This is a genomic window from Pseudomonas idahonensis (assembly GCF_037903935.1).
GTDB lineage: Bacteria > Pseudomonadota > Gammaproteobacteria > Pseudomonadales > Pseudomonadaceae > Aquipseudomonas > Aquipseudomonas danubii.
Genome location: NZ_CP149586.1, coordinates 943,775 through 957,111 on the forward strand (window position 1 = coordinate 943,775; position 13,337 = coordinate 957,111).

Genomic DNA, 13,337 nt, shown 5'->3' on the forward strand with positions numbered 1-13,337 from the left:
GGGTTGCGTATGAAGTTAGCCATTATTACCGCCTGCCCCAACGGCATGGTCACCAGCGTGCTCTGTGCCCGCCTGCTGGACGCTGCGGCCCAGCGCCAGGGCTGGAGTACCAGCGTTGAAGTGCACGATGACGCACACCCCGAGCGCCAACTGTCAGCGGCCACCATTGAGGCCGCCGAGTGGGTGCTGGTGGTCAGCACCGGGCCTGTGGACCTGTCGCGTTTTGTCGGTAAGCGGGTCTACCGCAGCACTCCGTCCCAGGCTCTGCAGGACGTCGATGCGGTGCTGCGTCGCGGCGCCGAAGAGGCCCAGATCCATGTCGCCACCGAGGCCAGTGCCGAGCCTGTGGTCGAGGCGGGCAAACGCGCGCCGCGATTGGTGGCGATCACCGCGTGCCCGACCGGCGTGGCCCACACCTTCATGGCCGCCGAGGCCTTGCAGCAGACCGCCAAGCGCCTGGGCTACGACCTGCAAGTGGAAACCCAGGGCTCGGTGGGCGCCCGTAACCCGCTGAGCGCCGAAGCCATCGCCGCCGCCGACGTGGTGCTGCTGGCGGCGGACATCGAAGTGGCCACCGAGCGTTTTGCCGGCAAGCGCATTTACCGCTGCGGCACCGGCGTGGCTTTGAAACAGTCCGAGGCGACCCTGAACAAGGCCTTGGCCGAGGGCCAGTTGGAGTCCACGGCTGCAGGCGCCCAGGCACCGGCCAAGCAGGAAAAGACCGGGGTCTACAAACACCTGCTGACTGGCGTGTCGTTCATGCTGCCGATGGTGGTAGCGGGCGGCTTGATGATTGCCCTGTCCTTCGTCTTCGGCATTACCGCCTTCAAAGAAGAGGGCACCCTGGCCGCGGCCTTGATGCAGATCGGCGGCGAGACCGCCTTCAAGTTGATGGTGCCGCTGCTGGCCGGTTACATCGCCTACTCCATCGCCGACCGGCCGGGTCTGGCGCCGGGGATGATCGGCGGCCTGCTCGCCAGCACCCTGGGCGCGGGTTTTATCGGCGGCATCGTCGCCGGGTTTCTGGCCGGTTATGCGGCCAAGGCGATCAGCCAATATGTGCGACTGCCGCAAAGCCTGGAGGCGTTGAAGCCGATCCTGATCATCCCGCTGCTGGCCAGTCTGTTTACCGGGCTGGTGATGATCTACGTGGTGGGCAAACCGGTGGCGGGCATGCTCGCGGCGCTGACCCACTTCCTCGACAGCATGGGCACCACCAACGCCATTCTGCTGGGGGTACTGCTGGGCGCGATGATGTGCGTCGACCTGGGCGGGCCGATCAACAAGGCGGCCTATGCGTTTTCGGTGGGGCTGCTGGCCTCCCAGAGTTATGCACCGATGGCCGCGACCATGGCTGCGGGCATGGTGCCGCCGATTGGCTTAGGGATTGCCACCTTCATTGCCCGACGCAAATTTGCCCAGACCGAACGCGAAGCCGGCAAGGCGGCGCTGGTGTTGGGGTTGTGCTTTATCTCCGAAGGGGCGATTCCGTTTGCCGCCAAGGACCCGCTGCGAGTGATTCCGGCGAGCATTGCGGGCGGCGCCCTGACCGGGGCCTTGTCGATGTACTTCGGCTGCAAACTGATGGCGCCCCATGGCGGCCTGTTTGTGATGTTGATTCCGAATGCGATCAATCATGCGCTGCTGTACCTGCTGGCGATTGTCGCGGGCAGCCTGCTGACGGCGGTTGTCTATGCGCTAGTGAAACGACCAGAGACCGTCGAACTGGCCCTGGAACCGGCCAAGGCGGCCTGACCTCCACGGCACATCCGTTGCGGCGCAATCCCGCAACGGCACCCGTTGTAGCCGCTGCCGTAGGCTGCGAACGCTCTGGGCGGCACTCCGTCGCAGGAGACGCGGCGATTCCAAACCCGCCCGAGGTTCGTCGGGACATCGCCAAGCAAGGCCCTGCGGTCCTTTTCGCAGCTTCGCAGGCTCAGCAGCGGCTACAGGGCACGGCTTGGTGTAGCCGCTGCCGCAGGCTGCGAACGCTCTGGGCGGCACTCCGTCGTAGGAGACGCGGCGATCTCAAGGTCGCTGGAAATCATGCGTCCGAATCTTGGTCGATCTTAGCCTTTGGTGGTGTTAACGGTCGGCCAAGTCTCTTTCTTTTGTAAGGCGTTTCCGAGACACTCCTTGGCGCTTGCGGCTGGGTACTCGGCTCACTAGGCTCGGTTCGTCACTGAATGTTCAGTGATCGGGTTTAGCAGCCTGATTCCAAGACACGCAAGTATTGCCCCTGTCCCGGTTGGCTTTTGGCCTGCCGAGTTCTGTTATGGCGGCTGTGCGTGGGGCGCCCTTGGGTGCGCCGGATTCCTTGGACCGGTCTGCTAACCCGCGTACAGCTGCCACCTTACGTTTAGCAGCGTCAGGTGGTGGCTCCATCCCAAGGAGCTACACCATGAAAAAGATCGTCCCCGATCCGCCTGTTTTCCATCCTTCTTCCCGTCGTAATCCAGACCACGATCTGGCCAATGAAGTCATTCGCCATGCGCTGGCCAACACCCGCGTAAACGGCTCGTTGATTGCGGCTCTCCACCCCACCGCCGCGGGTCCTGCAGGCACCGACTCGCCCTTCACCGTCCGCCCCGGCATCAGCGCCGAGGAAGCCTTGCTCCACGTTTCCATGCTGCTCAAAGCCGCCGAAGAGGTGTCCGACGAGATCACCGAGCAGGCCAGTGGCGTCGAGCGTGGCCTGATCTGGTCCCTGGTGCATTCGGTGGAAATGGCCCGCGGCGTGGTGGATGCCTTGCTTGATGGCAATCGTCGTTCTCCCAGTTGAGTCGCCGTTCGCTAGTACGGATTTTCACTGCCGAAGGCCGCTTCAGCGCGCCTTCGGCATCAACTGTTGTGAGCTTGCTCTATCTCTTGTGTAAGACCCGTCTAAACCGTTCTGACTGGCTTGAGTCTGGAGTAGCAGTTGATTAGTTTCGGATCGTTAGGGCGGCTCGGCGCGGAGCATCTACGGATGCGCCGGTTGCCTGAGGCCGGTTCTGCTAGTCCGCGTCGAGTTGCCACCCTGCATTGCGGTCGTATGTCCTTGCTGTCACACCCCCTTCATCCCCGCTGACTAAGGTTGCCTTTTGACCATTGTCAGGGAGTCACCATGAGCGAGTTCAACCTCGGCCGTCGTCGGATCATGCAAATCGCCGGGGCGGGGCTGTTGCTGCCGAGCCTAGCGCCGGCGGTGATTGCGTCGGTCAAGGACCGGCCGCAGCTCACCGATGGAGTGCAGTCCGGGGATCTGCTGGGGGATAAGGCGATGATCTGGAGTCGCACGGATCGCCCGGCGCGGATGGTGGTGGAGTGGGATACGCGAAGCCTGTTCGGCAACCCTCGGCGGTTCATCTCGCCGCTGGCCGATGCGCGCACGGATTTTACCGCGCGGGTGGAGTTGACCGGGTTGCCGGCCGATCAGGCGATCTTTTATCGGGTGAGGTTCGAGGATGCCCAGAGCGGTGTGGCCAGTGAGCCGTGGTTCGGCCATTTGCGCAGTGCGCCGACGCAACGCCGGGATATCCGTTTCGTCTGGAGCGGCGACACGGTGGGCCAGGGCTTCGGCATCAACCCGGACATCGGCGGCATGCGCATTTATGAGGCTATGCGCCTGCGTTTGCCGGACTTCTTTATCCACAGCGGCGACACCATCTACGCCGACGGCCCGGTGCCGGCGCAGTTGACCGTGGAGGACGGGCGCGTCTGGCGCAATATCACCACCGAGGCCAAGAGCAAGGTGGCCGAGACCCTCGACGAGTACCGGGGCAATTACCGCTACAACCTGATGGACGAGAACCTGCGTCGCTTCAACGCCGAGGTGCCGCAGATCTGGCAGTGGGACGACCACGAGGTGGTCAACAACTGGTCGCCTGGCAAGCAGTTGGACGAGCGCTACGCGGTCAAGGACATCCAGACCCTGGTGGGCCGCGCGCGGCAGGCGTGGCTGGAGTATGCGCCGATGCGCCGGCAGAGCGCCGATGGCGGCGGGCGGATTTACCGCAAGCTCAGCTATGGGGCGCTGCTGGATGTGTTCGTGCTGGATATGCGCAGTTATCGCGGGGCCAACGATGACAACCTCGGTGGCGAGAAACCCTTTCTGGGCCGTGAGCAGCTGGATTGGTTGAAGCGTGAACTCAAGGATTCGCAGGCCCAGTGGAAAGTGGTGGCAGCGGATATGCCCATTGGCCTCGGCGTGCCCGATGGTGAAGTCAGCCCCGGTGTGGCGCGTTGGGAGGCCGTTGCCAACGGCGACCCGGGACCGGCTCAGGGGCGTGAGCTGGAAATTGCCGAACTGCTGGCGCATCTGCGCAAGCATCAGGTGCGCAACCATGTATGGCTGACGGCGGACGTGCATTATTGCGCCGCTCACCATTACCACCCGGATCGCGCGGCGTTCCAGGATTTCGAGCCGTTCTGGGAGTTTGTTGCGGGCCCGCTGAATGCCGGGAGTTTCGGGCCCAATGTGCTGGATAAAACCTTCGGCCCGGAAGTGGTGTTTCAGAAGGCGCCGCCTGCGCAGAACACTTCGCCCTTTGCCGGCTTCCAGTTCTTTGGCGAAGTGCAGATCGACGGGCAGACGGCAGAGCTGAAAGTGATCCTGCGGGACCTGGATGGCGTGGCGGTGTACGAGCACAACCTGCAAGCGGTGTAACCCTCCTCGCCAGCATCCCGTTCCGTAGGAGGAGGGGGCCGCAGGATCGATGTAGGAGCCGGCTTGCCGGCGAAGAGGCCCTTGAATCTTGCGCTGTTCGGGCGGGCGCTTTCGCTGGCAAGCCAGCTCCTACGCAGGAGGGGGCCGTAGGAGTGGTGTAGAGCCGGCTTGCCGGCGAAGCGCCTGACGCCTCAGTAAACGTCGCGGCGGTAGCGCCCCTGTTCGATCAGGCGTTCGACCTGGTCTGCGCCCAGTACCTCGTTGAGCACCTGATCCACCCCTGAAGCCATGCCCTGCAAGCTGCCGCAGATGTAGATTGCGGCGCCGTCGGCCAGCCATTTTTTCAGCTCGTCGGCCGCTTGGCGCAGGCGATCCTGGACGTAGATCTTCTCGGCCTGGTCCCGGGAGAACGCCAGGTCCAGGCGGCTCAGGTCGCCCCGGGTGCGCCATTCCTGCAGTTCATCCTTGCAGTAGAAATCATGCTCGGCGTTGCGCTCGCCAAAGATCAGCCAGTTGCGTTGCTGGCCGTCGGCGATCCGTGCCTTGAGCAAACTGCGCAGGCCCGCCAACCCGGTGCCGTTGCCCAGCAGAATCAGCGGGCAAGGTTCGGCCGGCAGGTGGAAGCCGCTGTTGCGGCGCACCCGCAGGCTGATGCTGGAACCCACCGCGGCATGCTCGGTGAGCCAGCCGGAACCAATCCCCAGGCTGCCATCGGGGTGGCATTCCTGACGCACCAGAAGTTCCAGGCAGCCGTCGGCGGCAATCGAGGCGATGGAGTATTCGCGCATGCTCAGGGGCACCAGGGCGTCCACCAGGGCCTGGGCATGCAGCCCCACCAGATGGCTGCGGTTGTCTGGCAGCTGGCGGCTGCCCAGGGCCTGTTCCAGGCTTTCTTGCAGGCCATCCAGTTGCACCGGGGTATTGCCGGAGAGGCCCAGGCCGGCGAGGAAATCCACCACCGCGCCGCGGCTGTTGCGCGGCATGACTTCCACCAGATCCCCGGCCAGCCAGCTACTGGTACTGGGGGCCAGCAACTGCAGCAGGTAGACCCCGGAACCGCTGCTTTCAGGGTTGAGCAGGGTACGGGTGTTCAAGGTCCAGTTGTCGAAGGCCGGGGCCTGCCACAGGTCCACGGGAGCCTGTCCGGTCAGTTGGCCCAGTTGCTGTTGCCAGTGGCGCAGGGCGTAGCTGTCGCCGCTGTCCACTTCGATGGGGGCGAACAGGGTGTTGCCGCCCTGGCTCGACAACCAGTCATGCAGGCGCCGGGCAAAGCCGCAGAAGTGCTGATACTGGCGGTCGCCGAGGCCGAGCACGGCGTATTGCAAGCCCGCAAGCGGCAGCTCGCGGCCCAGCAGTTTGCGTTCGAAGCCGCGGGCGCTGTCCGGGGCTTCACCGTCGCCGAAGGTGCTGACTATGAATAGCGCGCGTTGGGCGCTGCGCAGATCCTGTTCACTGAGGCTGGCCAGCGACTGGACCTTGGCGCTGACCCCGGCAGCTTGCAATTGCCCGGCAGTCTGCCAGGCCAATTGTTCGGCAAAGCCGCTCTGGCTGGCGAAGCCGATCAGCCACGCCGAGCCATCGTCGGCGCTGCTTTCCAGGCCTTGGCGTGCGTTCTTGATCTGGCGCTTTTTGCGCCGGCGATCCAGGTACAGCAGCCAGCCGGTGACGAAGAACAACGGCATGCTCAGTGAGGCCAGGGTCAGGACGATGCGTCCGATCAGGCCGAAGTAGCTGCCCACGTGCAGGGCGTAGACGCTGGTGAGCAACTGCGCCTTGAGGCTCTTGTCGGCGTAGCGCTCATGACGGCTGATGACCCCGGTGGCGGGGTCCAGGGTCAGTTGGTTCAGCGCTCGATCGTGGGGCGAATCCTTGAGCAGGTAGAACACCGTCGCCGGCTGGCCGGCCACGGCGGGCATGCGGATGTTGTAGCCGCTGAGGTCCTTGCCGGCAGCGCTGTAGATGCTGCTCCACAGGGCGTTGTAGTCCGCCACGGGGGCGGGGCCCTTGGGCGGTGGGCCGCCGCGACCGCCGCGCTGGCGTTCGCTGTGTGGCGCGTCGGAGAGCAGCTTGGTCAGTCCCTCCCGGTACCAGTCGTAGGACCAGTACAGGCCGGTGAGGGCGAACAGCAGGTAGAACAGCAGGCACCAGGTGCCAAATACCGCGTGCAGGTCCCAGTTGAAGCCGCGGCCTTTCTTGGCCCAGTCCAGGGTCAGCCATACGCGCCAGTTGCCGACTTGGCGCGGCCAGCGCAGGTACAGGCCGGACAGGCAGAAGAAGATCAGGATCAGGGTGCAGGCGCCGGTGATCTGCCGGCCGGTGTCGCCGATGGCCAGGAAACGGTGCAGTTGCAGCATCAAGCCGAAGAAGTCCTGGCCGACCGCGTCGCCCAGGAACTCGCCGGTGTAGGGATCGAAGTAGCGCATCTGCCCGCGGCGCTCCCCTGGCGGCGGGGTGAAGAACACCCGCGCGGCGTTGCCGCTGTCGGTTTCCACCCAGAGCATGGACACGGTCTTGCCTTCGGCGGCCTGGATTTTGTCCACCAGTTCGGCGGGTGGCAGCACCCCGGCGGGCAGCTTGTCGACTTGCAGCACCGATGGGTTGAGGGCGCGCAGGATCTCGTCCTGGAACGACACCGTCGCCCCGGTGATGCCCATCAGGGCCAGGATCAGCCCCGCGCTGATGCCGAAGAACCAGTGCAGCTGGAACAGGGTTTTCTTCAACACGTCACTCGCCTTGTTCGTCCAGAGAGAGAAAACACGGCGCGCAGTATGCCGTGGGTTGTCGAGAAGCATTCTTTTTTACACGCAAAAGCCCCAGGCATTGCAATGCGTGGGGCTTGGCGGCCTGTGGCGGGGGCCACAGGCGGTTGGGTGCTGGGTCAGAAGTGGAAGTTGGCACTCATCAGGGCGGTACGGCCGGCGGCTACGTGGGCGTAGTGGGTCTGGAACACCTGGTCGAAGTAACGCTTGTCGGTCAGGTTCTGCACGTTGAGCTGCAGGTCGACGTTCTTGGTCAGCTTGTAGCTGGCCATGGCGTCGTAGCGCCAGTAGGACGGGATCTCCACCGAGTTGGCGATGTTGCCGAACTGCGAATCGACGAAGGTGGCGCCGGCGCCGACAGTGAGGCGTTCCGGGATCAGGTCATAGGTCGACCACAGGGTGAAGTTGTTCCGTGGTGTGCTCGGGGTGTGGTTGCCCTCGTCCACCGCCAGGGTGGTTTTCACCACTTCGCTTTCCATGTAGGTGTAGCCGCCGTAGACCTTCCAGTTGCGAGTCAGCTTGCCGCTGTAGGTCAGTTCCAGGCCGTTGACCCGTTGTTCACCGTCCAGCACCTGGGTGGCGCCGCCATCCGGGTCGTTGATCCGCGCGTTGGTCTTCTCGGTGCGGAACAGGGCCGCGGTCAACGACAGATCGTCATCGAAGAAGTCCCACTTGGTGCCCACTTCGTAGTTGCGGTTCTTTTCCGGGTCCAGGCTGCTGTTGTTCGCGGCCAAGTCCAGGCCGCCGTTGCCGCTGGTCTCGCCCGCTGGGTTGCTGGAGGTGGAGTAGGCGGCGTAGACGCTGCCGTTGGGCAGTGGTTTGTAGACCACGCCAACTTGGTAGTTCCACAGCTGCGAGTTGTTCTCGCGGGCAAATTCACCCGCCGGGGCCCGAGTGGCGAAGCCGCTGGAACGAGTCTGGTAGTCGTCGAAACGCAGGCCCAGGTTCAGCGACCATTGTTCGTTGAACTTCAGGGTGTCGAACACGTAGGCCGCAGCGGTCTTGGTGTCGGTGTCGGTGTAGGCCGCGCTGTCCTTGATGGTGCCGTTCCAGCCGGCGCCCGGCGTCGGGTTGTTGAGGCTGGTGCAGTCGCCGTTGGCGATCAGGGCCGCGTTACAGGTGCTGCCGTTGACCGCCGAGGTCACGTCGTAGGCACGGTTGTGGGTATCCACGTAGGAGAACTCGATACCGGTCACCAGGCTGTGCTCGATGAAACCGGTGTCGAACTTGGCGCTCAGGTCGGTCTGGTTGGTCCAGCCCTTGGAGGTCGAGTTGCGGCTTTTCGGGCTGCGGTAGACGGTGCCATTGGCCACGTTGCCACGGCTGTCATCCGGGTTGGTGACGATGTAGTCCAGGGTCGAGCGCGACAGGCGGAAGCTGTTGGACAGGGTCAGGTTGTCGTTCAGATCGTGTTCGATCTTGATCGTGCCGCTGTCTTCGCTGGTCTTGCGGTAGTCGCGGCCGGTGAGACCGTAGAAGTTGTCACGATTGACGCTGACCGGTTTGTCGACGTTGTACTTGCTGCGGCGAGTGCCGCTGTTGGTCAACGGGATGCCGTAGTCCGGGATGTCGTCAGTGTTGAGGTGGTAGTAGCCCACGGTGACCCGGGTGTCGGTACCCAGGCCGAACGCGAAGGAGGGCGCCACGCCCCAGCGGCTGACTTCCACGGCGTCGCGACCGGCCACGTTGGCCTCGTGCTTCATCAGGTTCAGGCGAAAGGCCGAACTGTCGGTCATCTGCTGGTTGAGGTCCAGGGTGGTGCGTTTGGTCTGGTCCGAGCCCCAGGTGAACCCACCGTTGTAGGAGTTGCCCAGCTTGGCGGTCTTGGACACCAGGTTCAGGCTGCCGCCGGTGGAACCGGCACCGGTAAAGGCCGAGCCAGGGCCCTTGCTGACTTCGATGGACTCGACGTTGAAGATCTCCCGGCTTTGCGAGGCAGGATCACGCATGCCGTCGATGAACACGTCGCTTTCGGCGTTGAAGCCGCGAATGATCGGGCGATCACCGGCCGGGTTGCCGCCTTCACCGGCACCAAAGGTAATCCCGGGTGTGGTGCGCAGGGCATCCACCAGGCTGGTGGCAGCAGTGTCGCGCATCACTTGCTGGGGAATCACCGTCACGCTTTTCGGCGTTTCCCGCAATGGTGCTGTGTATTTTTTCGAGGAGGAGTCGACCTTGTAAGACGTCTGCTCCTGGGCCTCACCAGTAATGCTGGTGGCATCCAGGGCAATGGCCTTGCCCGCTGTCTTTTGCTGGGTGTCTTGCGCGGCCTGGACCATATGGCCCGCGGAGCCGGCGGTAATCGCCACGCCAATGGCGGAGGCCAGCAGGCGTGGTGAACTGACAGCGGATGGTGGTTGTTGGCGTGACATGGTGGTTCCCCTCCCCAAGGATTTGAGGTCGCGGAATATAGGGGAAAGAAACAATCGTTATCAATTGCGAAACGTTACTATTCGCACTGAATTTACAATCTTTACAATTTATCCTTACGGTTTTTGCGCGCTCATTCGTCACTGGGTTTTACACAGTCAATAAGAATCAATACCATTGAGGATCTTCCGCTGCTCAGGTACCTGGCCATGTTGCTGCACATCCCCGGCGTGTTCACCCGTGATGAAGTAGGGCGCATCCGTGAAGCCCTGGAGCAGGCGGACTGGGCGGATGGCAAGATCACCGCCGGTTACCAGTCGGCCAAGGCCAAGCACAACCTGCAGCTGCCCGAAGGGCATCCGCTGGCCCAGGAGATCGGCGCGGCAATGCTCGATCGCCTGTGGCAGAACCCGTTGTTCATGTCCGCCGCCTTGCCGCACAAGGTGTTCCCGCCGCTGATCAACTGCTACACCGCCGGCGGCAGTTTCGACTTCCATATCGACAACGCCGTGCGCCAGCCCAAGGGCAGCGCGGAGCGGGTGCGCACCGACCTGTCGTCGACCCTGTTCTTCAGCGACCCCGAGGACTATGACGGCGGCGAACTGGAGATTCAGGACACCTACGGCCTGCAGCGGGTCAAGCTGCCGGCGGGGGACATGGTGCTGTACCCCGGCACCAGCCTGCACAAGGTCAACCCGGTGACCCGCGGCGCTCGCTATGCCTCCTTCTTCTGGACCCAGAGCCTGGTGCGCGAAGACAGCCAGCGCGCCTTGCTGTTCGAGATGGACGGAGCGATCCAGGAGCTGACCCGGGATGTGCCCGAGCATCCTTCGCTGATCCGCCTGACCGGCACCTATCACAACCTGCTGCGGCGCTGGGTCGAGGTGTAGGCGGTGACTGTTCAACTTCGCCGCGAGGAAGTCCTCGACGGCGCGCAACTGAGCGCCATGCTCCAACAGAGTCCGGCCCGTGCGGCCCAGGCGATATTGGTGGCGGCCCGAGAGGGTCTGGTGGAGGCCCAGGCGCTGCTGGGGCAGATCCTCCTCGACGGCCACGGCATCCAGCAGGATCAACCCCTGGCCTTGCGCTGGTTCGACATCGCCGCGCGACGTGGGCACCTGATGGCGCGCAACATGCTCGGCCGCTGCCATGAGCATGGCTGGGGTTGCCCGGCGGATGCCGCCCGCGCTGCCGGGCATTATCGATTGGCCGCCGAAGCGGGGCTGGATTGGGGCCTGTACAACTACGCCAACCTGCTGGCCACCGGCCGTGGCGTGGCGCAAAACCACGCCCTGGCCCTGGCTTGCTACCGCCGTGCGGCGGAGCTGGGGCATGCCAAGTCGATGAACCTGCTGGGGCGTTATCTGGAGGAGGGACTGGTGTGTCCGGCCGACCCGCAAGCGGCCCATGAATGGTATCGACGTTCGGCCGAAGGCGGGGATTTCCGTGGGCAGTTCAGCTATGCGGCGGTGCTGGCCGATGCCGGTCGTATCGACGAAGCCGTGGATTGGCTGCAGCAGGCGTTAGCTGGCGGCAATCTGAATTTCCTGCGGGTGGCTTGCGCTGCGTTGCTCAATGCCACGCATCCAAAGATTCGCGAACTGGCCCAGGCCTATCAGCGGCGCGCAACGCAATTGGCTGATGAACGGGATGGCGAGCAGCTTGCAGACTTGGCCTGAGTGGGGATGACGCAAGGAAAAGCCTCATGAGTGATTCCCAGGTCTCTTTTGGCCTGCCGTCTTTCAATGTCGCCACTCGCAGGACACTGGAAGCAATGGCCGATGTCGATTGCGCAAGAGTGATCGACCATCAGCAAGTCGTGGCGTGGGCTGCGAGCTTGAGTCAGCCTTGTCCTTTGCCAAAACCGCCGCCACAAAAAGCCAAAAGCCCATGACAGGTCATGGGCTTTTTCTTGCAGCTTGTCGCTAGCAGCTAGCCACTGTCCTTACAGGTAAAACGCCTTCAGCGGCGGAAAGCCGTTGAATTCCACCGCGCTGTAGCTGGTGGTGTAGGCGCCGGTGGACAGCCAGTACAGGCGGTCGCCGATGGCCAGGTTCAGCGGCAGGCCGTACTTGTAGTTCTCGTACATGATGTCGGCGCTGTCGCAGGTCGGGCCGGCGATCACCACTTCTTCCACTTCACCTTTCTTCTCGGTCCAGATCGGGAACTTGATGGACTCGTCCATGGTTTCGATCAGGCCGGAGAATTTGCCCACGTCGGTGTAGACCCAGCGCTCCACGGCGGTGCGGGATTTACGCGCCACCAGCACCACTTCGCTGACCAGGATGCCGGCGTTGGCAATCAGCGAACGGCCAGGCTCAAGGATGATTTCCGGCAGCTCGTCGCCGAAGTCTTCCTTGAGGAAGCGGATGATTTCCTCGGCGTAGGTTTCCAGGCTGTTGGTACGGGTGATGTAGTTGGCCGGGAAGCCACCGCCCATGTTGATCAGTTTGAGCTCGATGCCGTCTTCTTCCTTCAGGCGTTCGAAGATCACTTTGACCTTGGCGATCGCCGCGTCCCAGACGCTGATGTCGCGCTGTTGCGAACCCACGTGGAACGACACGCCGTAAGGCACCAGGCCCAGGTCGCGGGCGAGGATCAGCAGGTCCATGGCCATGTCGGTCTGGCAGCCGAATTTGCGCGACAGTGGCCAGTCGGCGGTGGTGGAGCCTTCGGTGAGGATGCGCACATAGACTTTCGAACCCGGGGCGGCCTTGGCGATGTTGCGCAGGTCGGCTTCGGAGTCGGTGGCATACAGACGCACGCCCTTCTCATAGAAGTAGCGGATGTCCTTGGATTTCTTGATGGTGTTGCCGTAGCTGATGTTGGCCGGGTTGACGCCGCGGCCCAGCACTTTGTCCAGCTCGTAGATCGAGGCGATGTCGAAGCTGGAGCCTTTTTCGTGCAGCAGGTCGATGATCTCGGCGGCCGGGTTGGCCTTGACCGCGTAGTAGACCTTGGCGAATTCGAAACCGGCGCGCAGGTCGTCATAGGCCTGGGCGATCATCTGGGTGTCGATGACCACGAACGGGGTTTCTTGCTGGTCGGCGAACGCCTTCATTTTTTGAAAGGTTTCGCGCGCGAAATAGTCTTCGACGTTAATCGACATGCGTTGGGAGCTCCTACTGGCAAACGTTAGAAATCAATGGGTGCAAATCAGAACGTCCTCCGTATCCCCACTTTGGTTCGCCTACTTCCCAAGGCATGTCGCCGAAAGCAAAAAGGCCATGGGAAAGTTTCCCTTGGCCTTGCTGTCTCGTCGTCAGTACTTGAGCCGGATGGATCGTTTCCAGCATGGACGTTCGGCGCGAACTTTAGGTGGTGAGGGGCCTGAGATCAACAAAAAATGTCGCGTTTTTGCACTTGTCTGACGTGCGTAAACGACACCTCTCTTTGTAGCCGACACAGATGACGGACAGATGTTCCCGAAGATTTTCCAGGTGTTAAAAATACCTGCACGTTCGACGCTTTTGCGCGCCAAGTGTCTGGAAAGTATGAAGGCGTCAACATCGGCGACGTTAGCGACGAGAGGCTGGTCAGAGGGGGATCTTGGCTGCTTC

General features: G+C 62.9%; 9 protein-coding genes. 6 read left to right on the forward strand and 3 right to left on the reverse strand.

Annotated elements, in window-relative coordinates:
- Positions 1–9 precede the first annotated feature (9 nt).
- From WIN67_RS04235 to WIN67_RS04245, 3 genes are all read left to right on the forward strand, one after another.
- Positions 10–1,755 (forward strand): PTS fructose-like transporter subunit IIB, encoded by a 1,746-nt coding sequence (locus tag WIN67_RS04235; RefSeq protein ID WP_273922201.1) that lies wholly within the window; start codon positions 10–12, stop codon positions 1,753–1,755.
- A 646-nt stretch (positions 1,756–2,401) separates the two neighbouring features.
- Positions 2,402–2,782 carry a DUF6124 family protein gene (locus WIN67_RS04240; protein WP_123393766.1) on the forward strand — a complete coding sequence of 127 codons (381 nt, stop codon included), beginning with the start codon at positions 2,402–2,404 and terminating at the stop codon, positions 2,780–2,782.
- Positions 2,783–3,106: 324 nt separating this feature from the next.
- Positions 3,107–4,648, forward strand: a complete 1,542-nt coding sequence (locus WIN67_RS04245) for an alkaline phosphatase D family protein (protein ID WP_339070677.1) — start codon at positions 3,107–3,109, stop codon at positions 4,646–4,648.
- Positions 4,649–4,839: 191 nt separating this feature from the next.
- On the opposite strand, the gene WIN67_RS04250 is transcribed toward WIN67_RS04245, so the two are convergent.
- Positions 4,840–7,371, reverse strand: a complete 2,532-nt coding sequence (locus WIN67_RS04250; RefSeq protein ID WP_339070678.1) for a sulfite reductase flavoprotein subunit alpha — start codon at positions 7,369–7,371, stop codon at positions 4,840–4,842.
- Positions 7,372–7,526: 155 nt separating this feature from the next.
- The gene (locus tag WIN67_RS04255) at positions 7,527–9,779 is read right to left on the reverse strand and encodes a TonB-dependent siderophore receptor (RefSeq protein WP_339070679.1); all 2,253 of its coding nucleotides are present in this window, start codon (positions 9,777–9,779) and stop codon (positions 7,527–7,529) included.
- A 207-nt stretch (positions 9,780–9,986) separates the two neighbouring features.
- Between WIN67_RS04255 and WIN67_RS04260 the strand changes: the two genes are divergently transcribed.
- From WIN67_RS04260 to WIN67_RS04270, 3 genes are read left to right on the forward strand one after another with little or no spacing between them, the layout of a single operon-like run.
- Positions 9,987–10,667: a Fe2+-dependent dioxygenase gene (locus WIN67_RS04260; protein ID WP_060842472.1), complete on the forward strand. Its 681-nt coding sequence runs from the start codon at positions 9,987–9,989 to the stop codon at positions 10,665–10,667.
- A gap of 3 nt (positions 10,668–10,670) precedes the next feature.
- Entirely contained in the window at positions 10,671–11,456 is a 786-nt protein-coding gene (locus WIN67_RS04265; RefSeq protein WP_339070680.1) for a tetratricopeptide repeat protein, read from the forward strand.
- Positions 11,457–11,482: 26 nt separating this feature from the next.
- Positions 11,483–11,671, forward strand: coding sequence for a hypothetical protein (locus WIN67_RS04270; protein WP_102878347.1), 189 nt, complete (start codon positions 11,483–11,485; stop codon positions 11,669–11,671).
- A 51-nt stretch (positions 11,672–11,722) separates the two neighbouring features.
- Here the strand turns inward: WIN67_RS04270 and WIN67_RS04275 are convergent, their stop codons facing one another.
- Entirely contained in the window at positions 11,723–12,886 is a 1,164-nt protein-coding gene (locus WIN67_RS04275) for a type III PLP-dependent enzyme (protein ID WP_102861110.1), read from the reverse strand.
- Between the last annotated feature and the right edge of the window lie 451 nt (positions 12,887–13,337).